The sequence below is a fragment of the Luteococcus sp. H91 genome (assembly GCF_038433135.1).
Taxonomy (GTDB): Bacteria; Actinomycetota; Actinomycetes; order Propionibacteriales; family Propionibacteriaceae; genus Luteococcus.
The window spans coordinates 58,028-79,368 of the sequence record NZ_JBCDMV010000031.1 but is presented as its reverse complement, the minus strand read 5'-3'; the positions used below and the strand labels follow the sequence as shown (position 1 = coordinate 79,368).

Below are 21,341 nucleotides of genomic sequence, written 5' to 3'. Positions count from 1 at the left end.
ACATTGAGCCGGGCCTTAGAGTGGGGCATGAGGACCTCCGTTGTTGAGATGTGACCTTCGACAAGCCACAGCCCAGCGGGGGTCCTCCCTTTACGTCAAACCGCGCACTGTCATGAACGTCCCTGCCACCAACACCTAGGCTGGCGCCATGCCAGTCCAATCCGCCCCCAGCCTGCACCGGTTCAAGCCCCGGTGGGGCGATGTTGTGCTGGCCGCCTTCATCGGGCTGTTCGCCATCGGGGGGCTGGCCGACGGCTGGGGGTTGAGAGAGCTCCCCGGGTGGTTCGTATTGGTCTGGTCGGCCAGTTTCTTCCTGCCCTTGGTCTGGCGCCGCACCTTTCCCGTGGCGGCGACGTTGGCCCTGGTTCCGCCTCATCTGTTGCAGCTGCTGCTGAACGATTCGGTCCTGCCGAGCAACCTGACGGCGCCGATCATGGTCTATGCCGTCGCCCGCTATGGCGAGCAGCGCTGGGCGCGACGATGTCTGTGGATTGCCCTGGCCGGCTGTGCGCTGGCCGGGCTCGACTGGGGCCTCAACATGCCCGGCGAGTCGAGCGCGGGTGCCCCCGCCGCCCTGATCCGAATAGCGGCCAATGCGATTCCCTGCGTCGCAATCGTGGCCGCCACCTGGTTTGCCGGCCAGTGGGCCCGACAGCGGGACCTGACGCACCAGTCCTGGAAGGAGCGCGCCGAGGCGCTGGAGCGGGAAAGGGCCCAGGGGCGCGCGTTGATCGCCCAGGAGGAGCGCAACCGGCTGGCGCGAGAGATGCATGACATCGTCGCCCATTCGCTGAGCGTGATCGTGGTGCAGTCCGACGGGGCCGGTTATCTGGCCTCACATGGTGAGCTCGGGGATCCGGAGGCCCGGCTGGCGCAGGTGACCAGGGCGATCGAGACCATCGGGCAGACCGCTCGCACCGCCCTGGGTGAGACCCGACGCCTGGTGGGCGTGCTGCGGCAGGACGGTGAGGATCTGGAGCTGGCTCCCTCCGCCACCATCGACCAGATCGGCGAGCTGGTGGAACAGTTGCGCGGCGCCGGCATCCCGGCGACCTTCCGGGTGTTGGGCGACGCCGACTCACATGGCACCCTCTCCGAGGGCGCGCAGATGGCGGTCTACCGGGTGGTGCAGGAGTCGCTGACCAATGTGATGAAGCATGCCGGCGCCGGCGCCACCGTGGACGTCACGTTGGCCCACGGCCACGACGGATTGAGCATTCGGGTGGCCGACACCGGCTCCGGGCCCACCAGCAGCGACGGCCTGGGTCACGGCCTGGTGGGGATGCGCGAACGGATGGCAGCCTGGGGTGGCACGCTCAATGCCGGGCCGCGTCACGGCGGGGGTTTCGAGGTGTTCGCAACCCTGCCCAGCCAGGCCGCCGCACCTCCCCCAGCCTCGGCGCACACTTCACCGACGCCCACTTCAGCGGCTCCACTCGCCCCGACTCCGCCTGTCCCAACACACCCCATGCCCGCCCATCCCGAGAGGACCTCACCATGACCACTCCCCCCGCCACGCCGGGCCAGATCAGGCTGCTGTTGGCCGACGACCAGGAGATGGTGCGAGCCGGTTTCCGGATGGTGCTGGACGCGCAGGCCGACATGACGGTGGTCGGCGAGGTGGGCACCGGTGCCGACGCGGTCGCCGCCGCCGTCAAGCTGGCCCCCGACGTGGTTCTGATGGACATCCGGATGCCGGTGATGGACGGGGTGGAGGCCACCCGTCGAATCACCGAGGCACGGGAGGCTTCCGGGCCCGCGGGCCCTCGCGTGCTGGTGCTGACCACCTTCGACCTGGACGAGTACGTCTATGCCGCGCTCAAGGCGGGAGCCGGTGGCTTCCTGCTGAAGGATGCCGGCCCAGCGGAGCTGCTGGCCGCCATCCGCGCGGTGCACTCCGGCGAGTCGGTGGTGGCCCCTTCGGCCACCCGTCGCCTGCTGGAACGTTTCCTGCCCTCACTGCCGTCGGGGCCCGCCGAGCAACGAACCGCCGAACAGCGACTGGCTGCACTCACCGAGCGGGAACGCGAGGTGCTCACCGAGGTCGGCCGCGGACTGACCAATTCGGAGATCGCGGGCAAGCTCTTCCTGGCGGAGGCAACGGTCAAGACCCACATCGGTCACATCCTGGCCAAACTGAACCTGCGCGACCGGATCCAGATGGTGGTTCTGGCCTACGACACGGGGCTGGTGAAACCTCAACCCTGAGCTGACCTTGAGGGTGGCTCAATTCACCAGCTCTGCCTAACGTCGTGCACATGACCACAACCCCCGCAAAGATCTTCGCCAGCATCGTTTCCGCCATCGCCTTCGTCAGCATGGTGGCCATCAGCCCCGCCGCCGCCGCCCCGCAGACCGCCACCAGCACCGTTACCGCCAAGCAGGTCAGCGCCTACGGCGAGGGCGGGCGGATCCGGATCATCTGGATCGCCTGAGTCCTCGAGACAATTCACCAGTAGACCGATCGCCCGGTACCCCTGCGGGGGTACCGGGCGATCGGTCTGCGATGTGACCAGGGCGAGTCAGCGGCCGTTCTGCTGCGCGGCGCTGTACTCGGCCACCGCCTGCACGGCCAGATCCGGCTGGTCACTGAAGACGTGGTCCATCCCGGCCGCCAGGAAGGCCTTCACCTCGCCCTTCATGTCACCGATCTCGGCCGGATTGGCGCTGCTGCGGTACTCCTTGGGCAGGAAGGAGTTCTCGGCGCGGAAGGTCCAGCCGGTGACCGGCAGCCCCGCGGCGTGCGCATTCTTGATGGCGTCGGTGGGTTTGCCCAGCGAGCCGTCCTTCTTGCGGGGGATCATCACGTCCTTGCAGTAGCCGACGCTGTCGGCGTACTTGGCCACCTGTCGCATGCCCCGGGCCGTCACCATGTCCTTGTAGGTGGTGGTGTTGCCCTCGGCCTCCAGATCCGCCGGCGCGCCGGAGCAACCGATGAGCTGCACCAGCTGCACCTTGGTCATCTGGTTGAGTTCCTTGAGGTTGCCCACCTCGAAGCTCTGGATCTGCACCGGCGACTTCTTCTTGCCATAGCCATTGGCCTCCAGCACCTTGACGGTGCCCTCCTCCTGGCTCAGCCCGATGGAGTCGAAGTAGCTACCGTGCTTGATCTCCGGAATGACACCGACCGGCTTGCCGCTGCAGGTCTTCGAGCGACGGGCCAGGTCCACCACCTCGTCGAAGGTGGGCACCTGGTACAGGCCGTCGAACGTGGTGTTCTGGGGACGCAGCTCGGGCAGCCGCTCCTTGGCACGCAGGGTCCGCAGCTCGGCCAAGGTGAAGTCCTCGGTGAACCAGCCGGTCAGCTTGGCGCCGTCGATGGTCTTGGTGGCCTTGCGGTCGGCGAACTCGGGGCGGGTGGCCACGTCGGTGGTGCCGCTGATCTCGTTCTCGTGACGGTCCACCAGCACACCGTCCTTGGTGCTCACCAGGTCAGGCTCGATGTAGTCCGCGCACTGGTTGATGGCCTCCTCATAGGCAGCCAAGGTGTGCTCGGGGCGGTAGCCGGAGGCGCCACGGTGGGAGAAGACGGTGTGCTCCTTGCTGGCGGCGGGCACCTTCTTCTTCGCCAGGTCGACGATGATCATCTCGGTGTTGTCCGGGGCACCGGGCTTGCGGGCGTCATTGCCGGGGTAGTTGTTGTCGTCGGCAATCAGCAGCCGGCCGTCCTTCAGCCGGACCACGGTCTCGACGCTCTGGAAGGGGAACTGGAAGGTCTTGCCGACGCCGTAACCCGGGTCATTCTTGATCCCGATCCCGGCCGGATTGTCGATCTTCAACAGGTCGACCACCAGCTTCTTTGCCAGGAAACCGTCCTTCTCCTGACGGTTGAGATCGATCTCGTAGATCCGCTTCGTGACCGACTTGGCGCCCCAGAAGTCGTCGCGCTCGACGACGAGCATCTTCTTGCCGTCGGTCATGAAGGCGTCGCCCACCAGGTTGTCATCGGTGTCGGCCTGGTACTTCCAGGTGCGGCCCGTGTACTTGTTGGTGCGGGTGTCGAACTGGCTGATCACGCGGGTGCGCTTGTCGTCGCCGTTCAGGTAGCCCTCGAGGATCGGGTACAGGTAGCGGCCGTTCTGGCTGGCAGCCATCGCCTCGAAGCCCTTGGAATTGCGCAGGTTGGCGGTCTCACCCTTGCCCAGGTCGGGGCTCGACGGGCTCTTGACGCCGGGCATCGGGACGGGCTTGCTGAGCAGCACGCCGTCCTTGCTGAAGTGCAGCAGGTAGGGGCCGAACTCCTCGCCGATCCAGAACGAACCGTCCTTGGCCACCACCAGCGATTCGACGTCGAAGTCCGCTCCGGTGAGGTTGCGCTGACGGGTGTGCTCGTTGACGATCTTGAAGCCGGCATTGTGGTTGGGGTCGCGCAGCTGGACGAACTTCTGCACCTTGATGCTGCCCTTGCCGCCGTCGACGGTCTCCCACCGCGGCTTGACCTGGTAGATGCGCAGCAGGAAGTCGTCGGAATTGGCCTTGGCGCCAAAGCCGTTGTCCGGCAGGCCCCAGTAGGAACCGTTGCCGATCTCGGCCATCGCGGAGAAGCCGGGGATCACCTGGCCGGGGAAGGGCCCCTTGCGGCCATTGGCCGGGGTCACCTTGGCGCCGGACTCCGGCCCCTTGGCGACGTAGTCGGCGCTCAGCGAGGCGCGGGCGTCCAGGGTGGGGACGACGGTCTTGGTCGTCTTGACGGCCTTCGGCGCCGGCTGGTCCGCGGGAGCGGCCTGCACGGGAGTGACGGCGGTCAGGGGCAGCACCAGCGCGGCCGTGCCCAGGGCGACGGCGGCGAGGCGAGTGGTGTGTGGGGTACGCATGATTCCCAGCCAACCGGGTTCAGCCGAGCTTCAGGTAAGCACCCGGTGAGGCTTTGGTGAACAACTGCGGTCCGGATTCCTCCGGGTGGTCCGCTGCGATGGGAGCCCGCACGGGCTGCAACCCTGGCGGACGCGCCAGAATTGCAGTCCTTGTGGGTGCGAGGATCAGCGCACGAAGATGGCGTCGCCCACCGGGCGCTCGCCGGTGGAATCCGACGGGCTGGTGACCAGCTGGCCATTCAGCACCATCGCGGTGGAACCGCCACCGTCCAGGTTGATCGCATTCACCATGCCCAGGTCCTTGGCCACCTGCGCCGCCTCCGGAATGCTCAGGCCCAGGCTCGTCAGCTGTCGGCCGTCGACGGTGACCAGCAGCGTGCGGCCCTTGGCGTCGGTGCCGGCGAAGGTGCGCGGGTTGCGCTGCAACACCCAACCGTAGTCGAAGGACGGGTTGGTGGCCTGGCTCATCCCGTCGCGCTTCTGGGTGACGTGCAGCTGCCCGGAGCGGACCAGCTCGGGTCCACCGTTGACCACGGTGGTGCCCTTGCGATCCAGTCGCTTGCGGCCATCGGTCAGGTACTGCTTCACGTCGGCGCGCTGTCCGACCCGGGCGCTGGCCAGCACCCGCTGTGCCTGGCGCCCAGTGAACTGCACCGAGCTCTGACCACGGCCCAGCAGCGTGCCGCGCTGCGCCTTGACCGCGATCACCTTGCCGCGGCGCAGCACCAGTTCCGCCCCCTCGCCCTTCGGGGTGCGGTGCGCGAAGGCCCGGGTGTAGGCCACGGCCTCCGCCTCGTCCTGGCAGGTGGCGTCATGCAGGGGGAGGCTGGTCGGTGAATCAGTGACATCCCCGCCACAGTTGCGGATCAGGCCGATCACCCGGTTCACACCATCGAGCTGCAGGCGCTGCCGGCCGATGGTGACCTCCCCCTTCCACACCGGTTGCACCACCCGGGTGCGCCGAGCATCCGGGTGCAGCACCAGGGCCGGTCGGCCGGTGATGGTCTCGGAGACCAGGTTGCCGTTGTAGACCCCGGCCCCGGCCGGATCGCCCTCGGCGCCCGCCGTCGGATCCATCACGAAGAAGCCGGCGTTGATCATGGCCTTGGCGCGGGTGTAACCGGCCAGTTCGGTGGTCGTCTCCCGCTCTGCCAGATCGGGCCCATAGGTGGCACCGAGCCTGCCGGTGAAGGTCTGCGGGTCGATCGTCAGGACGTGGATCCGCCACGGGCCCTTGGCCGCGACGTCACCATCCCAACCGGTGTACCAGCTGCGCCCGGCGAAGCCCTTGGCCTTCAGGGCGGCAACGAGCTTGTCCGCCTCGGCCTGGGTGGTGGGGCGCTGATCCAGTCGCAGCCGGTAACCCAGCGTGCTGGCGCCCAGATCGGCAACCTCGGGCTGCCGCACCGGCTCGATGCTGGCGGGAAAGCCGGCAGCCTCGATCCTGGCCCGCTGTGCCTCGGCCGCGGCCTTGTCCTGCACCGAGCGGGCAGGGCCCTTCGGATCCGGGCTGCTGGCCAACGACGGCATGCTGACCTCAACCACCCAGCGCAGCGACGGGTCGGTGCTGCCGCGGGTGATCAGGGTGTGGGTGACGCCTCGCTGGACTCGGGTGGAGGTGCGGGTCTCGGCCTGGTCGGGCGAACCCAGGTTGAGCTCGGGAGCGGGCTTCGGGGCGGGCTGCTTGTTGGCCACGGCCTGTTGGGGGACGGGGTGCTGCGCCGACGCATTGGCCGGGACGGCGAGCGGCAGGGTGAGCGCCGTGGTGCCGATGACGGCGACCGCGAGGCCCTTGGCGGAACGGATGGACGTGAGAGTGGGGTGAGTACGCATGCGAGCCATCACATCCCAAACGGCACAACGTTTCCGGCAGATTGCGTGATCGTTCGGTGAACAGTGGACAAGGTGCCGTGGCCGCCCTCGGGGCGGCCCTCCCCGTTACCGGCGGTCGGGGTGGTCAGCCGAGCGGCTGGCAGCGCGGGCACCACCAGCTCAGCCGCTCCTGGGTGTCCGGGCCGAACTCCTCACACTGGATCCGGGTGCGACACCGGGGGCACGGCTTGCCGGCCCGGCCGTAGACCCAGCGGCCGTCTCGCCCCGACGCGGTCGGCACCCATCGCCCGGGGCCCTGGTTGGCGGCCAGCAGGCGCTGGGCGGTGCGAACCAGGGCCAGCAGATCGGGCACCTCACCCGCCGGGGTACGCGGATGGATCCGCTGGTGGAAGAGGGATTCGGCGCGGTAGATGGTGCCGATCCCGGCCAGGTTTCGCTGGTCCAGCAAGGCCTCGCCAATGCTGCGGCCGGGTTCCCGCCGCAGGTTTGCCACGGCCAGCGCCTCGTCCCAGTCGGGCCCCAGCAGGTCCGGCCCCAGATGGCCCACCACCTCGTCCTCATGGTCGGTCGGCACCAGATCCACCATCCCCAGCCGCAACCCCACCGCCTGTCTCTCGGCGGTGGTCAGCAGCGCCCGGATCTCGTGCGCCGGGCCCGGGGTGGGCGCGGCGACGGGCAGGATCTTCCACACCCCGTCCATCCGCAGGTGGGTGTGCACGGTCCAGCCGCCATCGAGGCGGATCAGTTGGTGCTTGCCCCGCGGCACCACCTCCAGCACCCGGCGGCCGGTCAGGTCTGCCGCGGCGGCTCGGGGCACCCGCAGTTCGGCCCGGGTCAGTTCGTGACCGGCCAGGGCGTCGTGCAACAGGGCGCAGGATCGAAAGACGGCATCGCCTTCGGGCATGTCCGCATCATGGCAGTCCCCAAGCCGCTGGCTCAATGCCGAGCCGCTGGATCAATGCTGGGCAGTTCGGTCGTTGCCGAGCAGCAGCACCGCTCGGGTCTCCCGCCACCTGTTCCGAGAAATGACCACCAGATGTGGGCACCGGACAAACCCTTCGTGCGAGCCCTCGGATCGGACCGATTCTGGAGGTCGATTCTCGGAATCCAGCGGCGCCATCGGGGCGGCAATGCGGTGGTGGTCCCGGCAGTTGATCGTTCACCTGCATGACCCCTGGGGTTGCTTCACTTTCGCCATGGGATTCCTCGACAAGTTCCTCGGCAGCTCGAACCAGAATGTTCCACCGACGACGGGTGCCCCCGCCCCCGGCCAACCCCTCCCCTTTGATCCGACCGAGCGCGTGCCGGCCGAGACCTTGGAGATCCAGGTGGGGATGCAGAATCTGGTCACCCTGGACGTGAATGCGGTGTACGGCATCCGGCACCTTCTGCCGCGCCGCACCCCCTACGGCCAGGGTCTGGTGGTGGCCGGTCAGGGACGCGAGCTGTACCTGGTGGTCGACCCGTCGGGAATCGCCGAGTTCACCCCCCAGAAGGGTCTGCTGCGAGTGCCTGAGCCGGTGCTGGTCGAGCTGTGGTCGGCACTGCAGCCGACGCCGGGTGAGTTCCACGCCCCCAGCCTGCGCAATGTGGTCTGGCGGGTGGTTCCCGTCGCGACCCAGCAGGCACCGGCCCAGCCCGCCGGTGGGCAGTTCGGCCGGCCGGGAGCGCTGATGCCCACCCCGCAGGTTCCGCAGCCGCAGGGATTCCCGGAGCCCGGCTCACCCGCCCAGACCGGATTGCCGCCCCGCAATCCCGGTCAGCAGCAGCCGCCGACGCGAACCGGATCCACCGTCGCGCCACCGCCGAACCCGTGGGCGCCCAAGCCGGAACAGGCCGCCGCCCAGGCGAACACCGTGGGCGCCGAACCGGAGCTGAGCGCGGCGGCCAATGTCGGCGCCGCGTCCGCCGCCGAGGCCCCGTCGGCCGAGCCTCTGGCCCCCCAGCAGCCACTGAGCAAAACCATTGCGCTGCCCTCCAGCCCGATCTCCCAGGAGGGAACGTCCGACGATCCGGTCGATGCCGACGCCCTGGCGGCCGCCGCCGCTCTCGGAGCTGGCTCCGCCGCTCTTGCCCAGCCGGGTGAGCAGCCGGGCAATCCGGATGAGGCTGCCCCTGCCCCCGCGCCCGACCATGATCTCGCGCAGGCGGCCAGCCTCGGTGCGGGGTCGGCGGCCGTCAACCAGCCCAGCGGGGCCGTGGAGACGACGCCGAATCCCGGCGACCGTCCGTTCCCGGAACCCGATCTGACCAACGCGGCCGCCGTTGGCGCCGGCTCGGCAAACACCCAGCCAGTGCAAGATCGGCCGGTCAATGACGAGCAGGCGGGCTGGGATGCCATCACCGCGGCCTGTGAGGCGGCACACCCCGGGCAGCCCGCCTTCCACTTCCGGGTGCAGGTACCGCACTTCATGGGCGGCAATGACCCGCTCAGCCTGGTGGCGGTCTACCGGGAGACCAACGGCGAACCGCACTGGCACTACATCGGTTACGGCTTGAGCGACATCTACCTGCGCAATCGCTCCGATGACCCGCGGGCCACGTCGGGCCGCGGCTATGAGCTGACCTACCGGCTGGCGGATCCGGCAGCCGCCGACCAGGGCGCACAGCCGCCGATCTGGCCGGTGACGGAGCTGCAGTTCCTGGCGCGTTATGTGCTCGGCTCCGGCAATGACTTCGTCGTCGGCGACCACATGCGCCTGGCCCGCCCGATCACCAATGCCGCACCCACCGGGCTGACCGGGCTGGGTTTCATGGCCGATCCGCAGCTGGGCGCCATCCGCACCCCGGCCGGCGGAGTGTCCTTCGTGCAGGTCGTCGGCATCGCTGAGGACGAGCTGGACGCCATGGCCGGCTGGAGCGGCTCCAAGTTCCTGGAGCTGCTGACCAGCCGGGTGCCACTGGGCATCACCCGGCTGGATCGGGCGTCGGTGCTGACCGATCCGCAGGTACGCGCCGCCCACGACGAGGGGCTGCGCCGCGACGGCTCCAACACCGGCACGATCTTCGCCGACACCCTGCACTGGCAGCCGACTGCCCCGGGCCAGACGATGGTGACGATCGACCCCGAGGGTGCGACGGCCCTGCGCACCCTGCTGCCCCTGCGGCTGCCCTTCGGCCGTCGCTTCGCCCTGGAGCGCAACCAGAACGGTCAGCACATGTTGCTGGGCTTCCAGTCCAGCCCGGAGCCGCAGATCCACGTCAGCCAGAACCAGCTGGTGGTGAACACGACGCCACAGATGCTGGAGGAGCTGGGGCGATCGCTGCAGCCGCACCCCGGGGACTACCAGCTGCTCAGCTTCCCTGGCCTGGTCTGGCGGGTGGTTCCCAAGCAGGGTTGAGATCCCGCGGGGTCACCGCCCTCAACAAGCTTGGGGACCGGGGCTGGGCGAGCGCCTCGAGCCCCGGGCTCCCGACCGGACACGCCTAGTCGTTTGTAGGGCCGGGATCCATACTCCCGACTGGCCTCTCAGATCACTTCCGAACCGCCTTCTCTCGGCCGGGACCACGAGGAGAGGCGCCCTCGGAGCAGTTCTTCGGGCCTCGCCCGCGACAACCTTCTCCGCAGTCGTTGTTGCATGCCTGTTCCGGGTTGGTTGCGCGCACGAATGCCTCTCCCGCGTCGGACACACGATCCCGGCAGAGTGCATGGAGAAGATGGGGCGTCATCTCACGGGCGAGGCGAAGCATCTCTGTCGCGATGCCTTGACGCTCCCAAGAGGGCTCACTCTGCATGGGCCGCGCCCGCCCGGTTTCCACATAGGTGATCCTGTCCCCATCCCAATCAAGGAACCCGATCTGATGGTCTTTCCTGAGCGCGTACTCCACACTGGGGTCCAGCGGATCGGCCTCGATGTCGAAGACCCAAATATGGTTGGACTGCATTTCGTGCGCAGGCGCGTACAACGGGTATACGCGCCGCCCATCCTTCGTCTCAAAAGAGGGTCGCGTCTCCCACTCTTGGTACGGCTCATCCGTTCCCCTCATACCGCCCCTTTCCAAGCAATAGGCCGCTCTGGACTTCAGCCTGCGCTCAGCTCGCCGTCCTCGCCGTACAGCCCCTCGCCACCACTGCCTCCGATGTGAGAACAGTCCACCATCAGTATCCCGGCCGATTGGGCGCCCCCGACGCGCGGCGGTAGCGGCCCGGGGTGAGCGAGCGGCGACGGACCACCGCGAGCAGCCCGGCGATCGCGGCCAGCAGCCAGAGCGCTACGAGGGTGCCCACCGGGCCGACGCCCATCGGGGCGCCGGCGACGATGGAGCGCAGCCCGCGCAGGGCCGGGGCCAGCGGGCTGGCGCCGTGGATCGAGGTGAAGAGCTCGGGCACCGCGGAGACCAGGCCCACCGCGGCGGTCACCGCCGCCAGCACCGCCGCCACCCCACGCCCGACTCCACCGAACCAGGCCGCGAGCGCATGGTTGACCGCGGTGAACGTCAGAGCCGTCAGCGTCAGGAAGGCGATCAGCCGGAAACCGCGGCCAAGGCCCAGATGCATCACCGTCGAGCCCATGATGCCCAGCAGCACGGCCTGCCCCACGGCCACCGTCGCGCCGGGCACCATCGTCGCGGCCGCCAGCTGCCAGCTGGGTCGCGACGACGTCAGCGTGCGGGAGGCCACCGGGCGGACCAGCAGCCAGGTGGCCAGCGCCCCCAGCCAACTTCCCAGCACCAGCAGCAGCGTGGTGACCTGCTTCAGCGGCGTGGTGATCTGGTCGGCCCCGCCGGCAACCGGGGTGGCCACCACGGTGGACAGCTTCTCCCGCTGGTCGGCGGAGTAGTTGGGCACCTGCTTGGCGCCGTCGGAGATCTTGTCGGCAAAGCTGCGCCCGCCGGCCGCGAGCTTGGCGGAGCCGGCACTCAGCCTGGTGATGCCGGTGGCGAGCTCCTGCACGCCGTCGTTGGCCTCGCCGACACCGTCGGTGTAACGGCTGACGCCGTCGGCATATGTCGCGACGCCGGCGGTGTACTTGCCCACCCCCGCGGCATAGGTGCCGACACCCGTCGTGAAGGTGTTCACCCCGGCCGCATACTCGCCGACGCCCTTGGTGTAGGCGCCGACCCCGCCGATGAGGCCGTCCACCCCGGCGGTGTACTTGCCAACCCCGGCGGTGTAGCTGCCGACGCCGGTGGCCAGCTGGGTGGCGCCGGTGTTGAGCTTGACCCCGCCGGTCTTCAGCTGCTCGGACCGGGTGGCCAGGGTGTCGGCGCCGTCGCTGAGCTTCTTCACCCCGGCCCTGAGCTCGGCCAGCTGGCCGGCGATCTGCTTGGGCAGCTCGTCCACCAGCGTGGTGATGCCCGACGAGAGCTGGGCGGAGCCGTCGGCCAGCGCGGAGGCACCGGACTTCAGGCTCTGCCCGGTCTTGGCATCCTTGACGTCCAGCGCGGCGGCGGCGGTGCCGGTGCCGGCCTTGAAACCGCCCTCGAAGACCGGTTCGGCGGCCTTGGCCATCTGGGGGCAGACCGTGCCGGCCACCTGTCCGGCCAGCTTGGGATCTGCCAGCATCTGGGCGAGCTGCTCGCTCTGCGGGATCTTGGCATTGGCCAGGATCGCCTTCTTCTGTTGCTCGGTGAGCGCCAGCTCGGGCGGCAGCTGGGCCAGGCTCTTGGCCAGTTGCTGCTGCAGCGCCGCCTGGTACCTGGCGACATTCTCCTTGGACACGGCGGTGCGCATCCCGTCGGCGATCTGGCTGGAGCACTGCGCGCCGAACTGCTTGGTGTAGCCATCCAGCACCTGTGACGGGATGGGGGCCTTGCCGTCCCGCCAGGCCTCCAGCTGGCCCTGGTACTTGCCCAGGCCCGACGACAGCCCGGCCGCCCCGCCGGCCACCTGCTGGGCGCCGGTCTTCAGCTGCTCCAGCTGGCCGAACTGGCCCGATCCCGATCCGGTGGACTTCGCCAGCCCGGCTTCCAGCTGGTTGATCCCGCTGGCGAGCAGGCCGATGCCGTCGACCACCTGGCCGGTTCCCTTGGTGTAGCTGGCGACGCCGGCGCTGAACTCGGTGGCGCCGGTGGCGAGTTCGGTGCCACCGGTGGTCAGCTTGTCACCGGCCGTGGTCAGCTGGCTGCCGCCCGTGGTCAGCTTGCTGCCGCCGGCCACCACCTGGTCGCCAGCACTGGCGAGCTTGCTGGCGCCCGCCACCAGCTCGGTTCCGCCGTCGGAGAGCTTGCTGCCGCCGGTCACCAGCTCGGTTCCGCCGCTGGCCAGCTGGTCGCCCGCGGTGGCCAGCTGGGCCATTCCCTTGCCCAGTTCACCGGTTCCCTCGGCGGCCTTGCTGGTGCCGTCGGAGAGCTGTTCGGCGCCGCTGGCCAGCTGAGAAGCACCATTGCCGATGCTGGTCAGCTGCTTGCCCATGGTGTTGAAGCCGATGTAGATCTTGTCCAGGTAGCCGCCGGTGAGCATCGCATTGGTGCTCTGCGCGGCCAGGTCGGCCACCTGCCGGGCGATCTCCGCGTCCTGCACCGCGGAGGCCGGCGAGGTCTGCACGTCGATGGTGGCCTGCTGCGCGGCGTCGGCGCTCTTCACACTGGTCGCTGCGGCGGAGAAGCCCTCCGGGATGGTGACGACGGCGGCGTACTTGCCGCTGGCCAGGCCCTCTGCGGCATCCGACGGGTCACTGAGCACCCAGGTGATGTTCTTGGACTGCTTGGCGACGATCTCCGCGGCCAGCTGGCGGCCCATCGGCACCTGCTGGCCATTGACCACCACCGCCTTGTCGGTGTTGACCACGGCGGCGGTGATCCGGCTCAGCCGGTCGTCGCGACCCCAGGCGGTGCCCAGCAGCACGCCGGCCAGCAGCATCGGCACCAGCACCAGGGCCAACAGGCTCCAGCGGCGCAGCGGCCGGTGGCTGTTGAGGCGTTCGGGGCGGAAGGACGGGAGCTTCATGGTGGTCCTCACAGGCTCTCGGTGAGCTGGTGGGCAGCAGAACCGCCCTGATTGGCTGGGAAGTTGGCGCTGGCTGGGCCGACGGTGGCGGGCAGGGCCTCCGGCTGGGAGTCGCGACTGACCAGGGCAATCGTGTGCTCCGGCCGCCAGCGGGCGATCGCGTCGCGATCATGCAGGCCCAGCACGAAGGCCGGGGCACCCGCGACGGAGCCATTGCTGGCCACCACCTCGGCGGCGGCCCGACGGGCCCGATCGATGGCCCTGTCCAGCGCAGTCAGGTCGGGCCCGGCCAGGGCGTCGGCGCCGTCGACGAACACCACCCGCGGCTCACGGCCGAGCGCCGCGGCCAGGTCATGCCGCAGGCTCGACGCGCTGTTGGCGTCCAGATGGGCGGTGGCCTGCCGGACGTCGGCGCTGCGGCCGGGCAGCAACTGCCCCGCCACCCGGGCGGTGCCGGCGGTGGCGGCCAGCCGTCCGGACAGCGACAGCAGCAGGGCCCGTCGGGAATAGGAGTCGCCCTGCACCACCGCCACCTGGCCGGGGTCCAGGTGCAGGCTGGTGGCGCCGAAGATCCCCTCGACGGCGAGGGCCTCCGCGTGCAGCGCCTCGGTGTGCACCGGGGTGGGCCAGTCGGCCAGTTCCAGTTCCCGGTGCAGGCCCTCGCCCTCGACGTCGAGCACCGGCATCAGCCTGTCGAGCCAGCCCGGCAGCCACCAGGCGCCCGCGCCCAGCAGCTGCAACACGGCCGGCACCAGGGTCATCCGCACCAGGAAGGCGTCGACGGCCACGCCCAGCGCCAGGCCGAAGGCGATCTGCTTGATCGGCCCCATTCCCTCGGGCACGAAGAAGGCGAAGACGGCGAACATGATCACCGCGGCGGCGGTGACCACCAGCGCGGAACCCTTGAAGCCGCTCAGGATGGCCTCCCGGGCCGCGGCGTGCTTGTCGATGCCGGGGTTGCGCCGCAACGCGTGCACGTAGTCCTCCCGCATCCGGCTGACCAGGAAGACCTCGTAGTCCATCGCCAGGCCGAACAGGATGCCCATGATCACGATCGGCATGAAGCTGATGATCGGGGTGGGCTTCTCCAGGTTGATCACCTGCGCGCCGATTCCCTGGTTGAAGACCAGTTGGGTGGCGCCGAAGGCCGCGCCGACGCTCAGCAGGTAGCCGACGGTGGCCTTCACCGGCACCCAGACGGAGCGAAAGACCATCATCAGCAGCACGAAGGACAGGCCGACGACGAAGATCCCGAAGGGCAGCAGCGCATTGGCCAGCCGCTGGGAGATGTCGATCTGGATGGCGGTCTGGCCGGTGACCGCCGTCTCGGTGCCGGGGGTGGCCAGCCAGTCGTCGTGCTTGTCGGTCAGGCGCTTGACCAGCTCCCCGGTGGCCGGGTCGTCGGGGCCGGTGGTGGGCACCACCTGAACGAAGCCGGTGTCGGCATTGCGATTGGGGGTGGCGATCAGCACCTGCTGCACGCCCTCGGTGGCCTCGATGTCCGCCTTGAGCTTGTTCATGATGCCCACCGGGTCCTTGCTGGCCAGGATGTCCGCGGTGACGATCAGCGGGCCATTGTGGCCGGGGCCGAAATGCTTGGTGACCAGGTCATATTCCACCCGGGCGGGGGTGCCGGCGGTCTGCTGGCCGGCATTGGGCAGGCTCATCCGCAGGCTCGCGGCGGGCACCGAGAGCGCGGTCAGGCCCACCGTGACCACCAGCAGCGTGACCACCGGGAAGCGGGTCACCACCCCCACCCACCAGTCGAAGATGCTGCGGCGCCGGGCGACCTGGGCATGTCGCGCATCGGGATTGCGCTTGTTGGCCTTGCTGGCCTTGACCCTGCGGGCATGCGGACGCATCTTCTCGCCCAGCATCCCCATGAAGGCGGGCAGTGCGGTGAGTGCGATCACCACGGCCAGCGCGACGGCGACGGCGGCAAAGGCGCCCATCACCGTCAGGAAGGGGATGTTGGCCAACCCCAGCCCGATCAGCGCGATGCACACCGTCAGGCCGGCGAAGACCACGGCGGATCCGGCGGTGGCGACGGCCTGCGCGGTGGACTCCTCCGGGTCCAGGCCCGGGTGCTCCGGGGTGCCGCGCAGCTGTTCGCGGTGCCGGGAGAGGATGAACAGCGCATAGTCGATGCCGACGGCCAGACCCAGCATCACCGCCAGCATCGGGGTGGTGGAGTTCACATCAGCCAGGCCCGCGGCCAGCATGATCAGGCACATCGACAGGGCGACGCCCAGTACCGCGGTCAGCAGCGGCAGCCCGGCCGCGATCATCGAGCCGAGGGTGCCGAAGAGCACCACCAGCGCGATGATCAGGCCGAGCCCTTCCGTGGCGGCCATCGTGGGCACCTCGACGGCATAGGCCTGGCCGCCCAGGTTGATCTCGGCGCCGGCGGGCAGTTCGGCCTCCAGCCGCTTGCCGACGTCCACCAGCTGCGCCCGGTCCGCGTCGGTCATGGTCGCCATCGTCCGGTCCAGTTGCAGCCGCACCATGGCGGCGCGGCCGTCGTCGCTGAGCAGGCCGGTGGTCATCTTGTCGTAGGGGCTGGTGACCCGGGTGACCATCGCGTCGGTGCCGAAGCTCTTCACCACTCGCTCGATCCCCGCTTGGGCGGCCGCATCCTTCGTCGTCGTCCCCTCGGGCAGGATGACCAGGGCATTGGCGGACATGGCGGCCGCCTCGGGGAAGGTCAGGTGCAGCTTGTCCAGCGCCACCTGCGAGGGTGCGCCGGGGATGGAGAAGTTGTCGCTGTACTTGCCGCCGAAGACCGCGGTCAGGGCGCCGAAGACCACCAGCACCGCCAGCCAGAGCGCGAGCACGCGACGGCTGTGCCGGTAGCAGGCGCGGCCCAGGCGGTACAGGAAGGAAGACATGACTCTCCAGTGCGGCAGTGCGGACGGTGGGTCCTATGATGTTCGATACAGTGGTGTATCCGATACAGGAGTGTACTCAACCCGTCATAGCCTTCCAATCGAAGTCGACCCCGAAAGGATCCCCGTGAGCACCCCCACCTCCGCCCGTCGGGCGGCAACCCGCGAGCGGCTGGTGGCGGCCGCCATCCCGGTGATCGCGCGCAAGGGTGTGCTGGGGGCCAGCGTCGAGGAGATCTGCGAGGCGGCGGGCTTCACGCGGGGCGCTTTCTACTCCAATTTCGACTCCAAGGACGAGCTGTGCATCGCCATCCTGGAGACGCTGTGCGACCGGCACCTGGTGGCCGCGCGCTCGGCGATCGAGCGGATGGACGCCAGCTTGGACCTGCCGGAACGGATCTCTGAGACCCTGCGCCAGTTCATTGCCGCGGCCGGCGAGGACGCCAACACGGTGCTGGTGATGAGCGAGCTGCGGCTCTACGCCGCCCGGGAACCGGCCCTGCGGGGGGCCTTCAACGCCTTCGAGGCCGGGGTCACGCCGCTCTTCGCCGGGCTGGTGGGCGACGGCCTGCGCTCCGCCGGGCTGCGGCTCACGGTGGACACCGAGCAGGCCATCTCACTGCTGCACGCCGTCTATGACCAGACCGCGCTCGACCAGCTGATCCGCGGCGAGAGCTCCGCCTCCCCCGCCGCCGCCGAACAGTTGGGGCTGGTGCTGCACTCGATGATTGCGCCCACCTGACCCGAGCGGCGATCAGCCCCACACCCGAAGTTCAACCAGCCGTCATCCGGGCGCCGGACTCCCGCCATCCGAACGGTGAAAGCTCGGCCCATGAGCTTGCGAGGACTCGACGGCAGTGCCCTTGCCCCGATTGCTCCCCTTCGCCAGCCCCTCCAGCCGCTGCAGCCCCGCCGAGCCAGGCCGCCCCGCCCCGTGCTGGGGCAGGAATGGATGGGCGCGCTCGATCCCTCGCTGCGACTGGACTGCCTGACGATTCCCGGCACCCACAATTCCGGGGCCACCCGTGGCGGCCGCTGGGTCGCGTGCCAGTCCCGCCCGGTCCGGGAGCAACTCGACGCCGGGGTGCGCTACCTGGACATCCGGGTGAGGCACCACCGCGGCACTTTCCGGATCCACCACAACCAGTTCTTCCAACGGCTGACGCTCGACGACGTGTTGGAGGCGTGCCAGGACTTCCTGCTGGCCCACCCCACCGAGAGCGTGTTGCTCTGCCTCACCCAGGAGTACTCGCGCAGCGACGCGGCCGAGCTGGCCCGCAGCTGGGCCGGCATCCGCACCCGCTTTCGTGGCCTGCTGCGTGATTCCCGACGGGTGCCCACCTTGGCGCAGGCCCGCGGCAAGGTGGTGGTGGTCACCCGCAGCGCCGGCTTCGCGGGGCTGGACCACCGCACCTGGCAGGTGGCCGACGACTGGCGGATCGACAGCCGTCGCTGCTGGGAGGGGCGCAAGTGGCCCGGGGTCACCGACCACCTGCGTCGGGCCCGCGCCGCCCGTGGCGATGGCCGGATGTGGAGCGTGCACGCCTCCTCCAATGGCGTCCGGCTGACCCCCCTGGGCGCCGCCAAGCTGCTCGAACCGGCCCTGGCCACGCATTTCGACGAGCTGCCCGCCCGGGGCACCGGCCACCTCCCCGAGCGCAATGGCGTGGTGCTGCTGGATTTCATCACCGACGAGCAGTCCGCCCAGCTCTGGCGCCGCAACCTCTGAGGCAGCCGCGGACACCGCCACGCGGGGGCGTCCCACCCGCTACATTGAGGCGATCCGAGCACCAGCCGACCAGGGAGGACCTGATGCCACGACGCGACGTCGGCCTGGCGATGCTGGTAATCCTGGTCTGGGGCGTGAACTTCGTCGGCGCCAAGATCGCGATGGAGAGCCTGCCCCCGCTGTTGATGGCTGCTCTGCGCTTCGCCCTGGTGGCCCTGCCCGCGGTCTTCCTGGTGCCGCGGCCGCGGATGGGTTTCTGGCCGGTGCTCTTTTCCGGGCTGACGATGGGCGCGCTGCAGTTCGGGCTGCTCTACACCGGCATGATGCTGGGGATGCCCGCCGGGCTGGCGTCGCTGGTGCTGCAGGTTCAGACCCTGTTCACCGTGGTGATCGCGGCGATGCTGTTGCGGGAACGGCCGAACCGGGCGCAGGTGGCGGGCATCCTGATCGGCCTGCTGGGCATGGCCGTCGTCGGGGCACAGTATGTGGCGGCGGCACCGGCCCTGCCCTTCCTGTTGTGCGTCGCCGCGGCCGCCAGCTGGGCCTGTGGCAATGTGATCACCCGTCGGCATCCTCCGCGCAGCGGCTTCTCGCTGGTGGTCTGGTCGGCGCTGGTGCCACCCGTGCCGCTGCTGCTGGCCTCCTTCTGGCTGGAGGGGAGCCCGGCCAGCGCCTGGGCCGCGATCGAGCAGGCCAGCATGCGATCCCTGGCCGGTGTGGCCTTCGTCGCCTATGCCGCCTCCATGCTGGGCTATGGCATCTGGAACCTCTTGCTGAGCAGGCATTCCGCCGCCACGGTGGCACCCTGGTCAATGTTCGTGCCGGTGATCGGCGCCGTCACCGCCTGGCTCTACAACGGCGAGGTGCCCACCCCGCTGGGCATCGTGGGGGCCGTGATCACCGTCGCGGGGGTACTACTGGCGCTGGGTGTCGGCAATCGGGCGCTGCGCCGGCGCCAGGACCATCCCGATCCGACGCCCCACACCGAGCCGCCGGGTCTGTAGACCCGCGTCCCACAAGGGTCCCCGCGCCCGGGCCCGTCAACATTCCCCTTGGTGACCACGGCCCCCGAGCCCGTCGAGGGGTATCCTGCCGCCACTTCCGAGAATTGACCTCCAGATCTTGGTCCGTCCACAGTCCGCTCCGCTCAGAAACACCGCCGGGTGTGATTCTGGAGGTCGGTTCTCGGAAACGATCGTCCAGCCCCGGGGATTTCTCTGGTTTCGAGCGCTCACGTCGGCCCGCCCGGCGCCTCATGATGGGTGAAGGGGCCAGCCAGAGGAGGTGCGATGGGCACACGGACCGAGTTCGAACAGCTCTGCCACGACCACTCCGCGGATCTGGTGAACTTCGCCATTCTGGTGGCCGGCAACCGGCCCGCCGGCCAGGATCTTGCCCAGGACGCGCTCACCGAGCTCTGGAAGCGTTGGGAGCGCTGCACCATTGAGGATCCGGTGGCCTACCTGCACACCATCGTGATCCGGCGACAGCACCGCAATGGCCAGCGCTTCTGGAACCGGGAGCGCGCCACCGAGACCCCGCCGGCACCACCCGCGCCGCCCGGTGATGGCGCGGTGCTGGACCGGCTCTGGCTCACCCAGGCGCTGGCCGCCCTGCCCACCCGGCAGCGCGAGGCGCTGGTGCTGTGCCACGTCCACGACTACTCGACGGCCGACGCCGCCGCCGTGTTGCAGTGCACCCCCGCGGCGGTCCGTTCGCTGTGCACCCGCGGGCTGGCGACGCTGCGTGAGAACCTGAAGGAGGCCCCCGATGCCTGACGACGAGCTGTTGGAAGCCCTGCACGGCCTGGGCGAGCACGGCGAAGAGCCACTGGACGGCGCGCGGATCATCTCCTCGGCCCGCCGCCACCCCCGTTGGGTCACGCCCCTGGTGGTGGCCCTTGCCCTGCTGATGCTGTCTGGTGGTGCGGCGCTCTGGGCGCGGCGCCAGGCAAATCCGGATCCGTGGCCCGACCCGCTCGGCAACCCCAGCGCGGCACCCCTCACCGGCACCGACTGGCTGCTGACCTCGGTCACCGACGAGTCCGGGAGTTGGGTCGACACCAGCGCCGCCACGGTGGTCGTGCGGCTGGACGGCGAAAAGGTCACCGTCACCGACGACGTGGGCTTCCGGATGATCAGCTCCTATCGACTCTCCGGCGACTCCCTCACCATTCAGGGCGGCCAGGTGGGGATGCCTGGGGTTCCGAGCGCACCGCCGGGCTGGGTGGAAGGCACCAACACCCTGGTGGGGCTTCCCAACGAGAAGATTCGGGTCAGCGTGACCGGCAACACCATGACCTGGCGGGTGGACAGCCGCACCCTCACCTTCACTGACCAGAGCACGAGCTCGATTAGGCCGCGCATTCCGGTGGAGGGCAGCTGGCGCCTGGTGGAGATGACTGATTCCGACGGCCACCACGACGTCTCCGCCATCGAGACCCAGCTGGTGATGGCCGATGACCGTGCCACCGGCAAGGACCCGCTCAACCCCTTCGACTGCCAGTACGCGGTCACCGGCAGCAAGGTCACCTTCACCGACTGCAAGGTGGGCGGGGCGGGCGGCGCGATTGAACCCACCGTCCTCGCGGCTCATGCCCTGCGGGGCTTTCGCGTGATCACGGCCAGTTCCCAGCCGCTGTCCGTGTTGCGATCGGATCAGGAACTGGTACTGAAGGGCAAGGGGATTACCCTCACCTTCCGTCGCCAGTAGTCCACCCTCAGGGGCGCCTTGATCGTTGGTTCGAAAACTGTCGGCGGTGGCGGCTAACGTGGCCCGTGTGAACATGGAGAAAGTGGTCTTCGGATTCTTCGTCCTGCTGGCCGCCACGTTGAACTTCGGTTTCTTCCTGGGCGACATGGGCAATCCGCACCTGCACAATGTCTATGAGCTGTACGCAGCCGTGGTGGTCAACCTGGTCGCCACGGTGCTGAAGTTCGGCGACCGCACGCAGATCGGCGCGATCCACCTGGCCACCTCGCTGGTCGCGGTGATCCAGCTGGTGGCTGCCACCGGCGTCTACATCTGGGCCTCCCAGGTCTCCTCCCACGGCCTGGACGTGAATGCCATGTCGTCGGTGGTGTCGCTGTCCGGCGGCGCCCTGTTGGCAAACCTGGTCTCGCTGGTGCTGCTGGTGATCGAGACCGCCGCCTACCGTCGTCGCTGAACGCGACCACCCCATGCCGTCGCCG

The 21,341-nt window shown here is 69.3% G+C and carries 15 protein-coding genes; 10 read left to right on the top strand and 5 right to left on the bottom strand.

Going from position 1 to position 21,341, the window contains the following annotated elements; genetic code table 11:
- Nucleotides 1-148: 148 nt before the first annotated feature.
- Genes AAEX57_RS14675 through AAEX57_RS14665 form a run of 3 tightly spaced genes read left to right on the top strand, consistent with a single transcriptional unit; the run spans nt 149 to nt 2,435 of the window.
- On the top strand, nt 149-1,501 hold the full coding sequence (locus AAEX57_RS14675) for a sensor histidine kinase (protein WP_342093098.1): 1,353 nt from the start codon (nt 149-151) through the stop codon (nt 1,499-1,501).
- Complete coding sequence (locus AAEX57_RS14670) at nt 1,498-2,208, top strand: response regulator transcription factor (protein WP_342093097.1); 711 nt, start codon at nt 1,498-1,500, stop codon at nt 2,206-2,208. Before AAEX57_RS14675 ends, AAEX57_RS14670 begins: the two co-directional genes overlap by 4 nt.
- 50 nt (nt 2,209-2,258) lie before the next feature.
- On the top strand, nt 2,259-2,435 hold the full coding sequence (locus tag AAEX57_RS14665) for a hypothetical protein (protein ID WP_342093096.1): 177 nt from the start codon (nt 2,259-2,261) through the stop codon (nt 2,433-2,435).
- An 87-nt stretch (nt 2,436-2,522) separates the two neighbouring features.
- On the opposite strand, the gene AAEX57_RS14660 is transcribed toward AAEX57_RS14665, so the two are convergent.
- The 3 genes from AAEX57_RS14660 to AAEX57_RS14650 form a co-directional block, all read right to left on the bottom strand.
- Complete coding sequence (locus AAEX57_RS14660) at nt 2,523-4,814, bottom strand: esterase-like activity of phytase family protein (RefSeq protein ID WP_342093095.1); 2,292 nt, start codon at nt 4,812-4,814, stop codon at nt 2,523-2,525.
- Between the two features lie 165 nt (nt 4,815-4,979).
- Nucleotides 4,980-6,647 (bottom strand): phosphodiester glycosidase family protein, encoded by a 1,668-nt coding sequence (locus AAEX57_RS14655; protein ID WP_342093094.1) that lies wholly within the window; start codon nt 6,645-6,647, stop codon nt 4,980-4,982.
- A 124-nt stretch (nt 6,648-6,771) separates the two neighbouring features.
- Nucleotides 6,772-7,551, bottom strand: a complete 780-nt coding sequence (locus AAEX57_RS14650; RefSeq protein ID WP_342093093.1) for an Fpg/Nei family DNA glycosylase — start codon at nt 7,549-7,551, stop codon at nt 6,772-6,774.
- Between the two features lie 292 nt (nt 7,552-7,843).
- Here AAEX57_RS14650 and AAEX57_RS14645 point away from each other — a divergent pair, with 292 nt between their 5' ends.
- Nucleotides 7,844-9,988, top strand: coding sequence for a suppressor of fused domain protein (locus tag AAEX57_RS14645; protein ID WP_342093092.1), 2,145 nt, complete (start codon nt 7,844-7,846; stop codon nt 9,986-9,988).
- Nucleotides 9,989-10,746: 758 nt separating this feature from the next.
- Here the strand turns inward: AAEX57_RS14645 and AAEX57_RS14640 are convergent.
- Together AAEX57_RS14640 and AAEX57_RS14635 are read right to left on the bottom strand one after the other, a co-directional pair.
- The gene (locus AAEX57_RS14640) at nt 10,747-13,536 is read right to left on the bottom strand and encodes a YhgE/Pip domain-containing protein (RefSeq protein ID WP_342093091.1); all 2,790 of its coding nucleotides are present in this window, start codon (nt 13,534-13,536) and stop codon (nt 10,747-10,749) included.
- 8 nt (nt 13,537-13,544) lie between these two features.
- Complete coding sequence (locus AAEX57_RS14635) at nt 13,545-16,424, bottom strand: MMPL family transporter (protein ID WP_342093090.1); 2,880 nt, start codon at nt 16,422-16,424, stop codon at nt 13,545-13,547.
- 124 nt (nt 16,425-16,548) lie between these two features.
- On the opposite strand from AAEX57_RS14635, the gene AAEX57_RS14630 reads away from it, so the two are divergent.
- From AAEX57_RS14630 to AAEX57_RS14605, 6 genes are all read left to right on the top strand, one after another.
- Nucleotides 16,549-17,163 (top strand): TetR/AcrR family transcriptional regulator, encoded by a 615-nt coding sequence (locus AAEX57_RS14630; RefSeq protein WP_342093089.1) that lies wholly within the window; start codon nt 16,549-16,551, stop codon nt 17,161-17,163.
- 90 nt (nt 17,164-17,253) lie between these two features.
- Complete coding sequence (locus AAEX57_RS14625) at nt 17,254-18,150, top strand: phosphatidylinositol-specific phospholipase C domain-containing protein (RefSeq protein ID WP_342093088.1); 897 nt, start codon at nt 17,254-17,256, stop codon at nt 18,148-18,150.
- Nucleotides 18,151-18,233: 83 nt separating this feature from the next.
- The gene (locus AAEX57_RS14620) at nt 18,234-19,154 is read left to right on the top strand and encodes an EamA family transporter (RefSeq protein WP_342093087.1); all 921 of its coding nucleotides are present in this window, start codon (nt 18,234-18,236) and stop codon (nt 19,152-19,154) included.
- Between the two features lie 285 nt (nt 19,155-19,439).
- Nucleotides 19,440-19,928: an RNA polymerase sigma factor gene (locus AAEX57_RS14615; protein WP_342093086.1), complete on the top strand. Its 489-nt coding sequence runs from the start codon at nt 19,440-19,442 to the stop codon at nt 19,926-19,928.
- On the top strand, nt 19,921-20,862 hold the full coding sequence (locus tag AAEX57_RS14610; RefSeq protein ID WP_342093085.1) for a hypothetical protein: 942 nt from the start codon (nt 19,921-19,923) through the stop codon (nt 20,860-20,862). The genes AAEX57_RS14615 and AAEX57_RS14610 overlap by 8 nt, the downstream gene beginning before the upstream one ends.
- 73 nt (nt 20,863-20,935) lie before the next feature.
- Nucleotides 20,936-21,316: a DUF6394 family protein gene (locus AAEX57_RS14605; RefSeq protein ID WP_342093099.1), complete on the top strand. Its 381-nt coding sequence runs from the start codon at nt 20,936-20,938 to the stop codon at nt 21,314-21,316.
- Nucleotides 21,317-21,341: the final 25 nt, after the last annotated feature.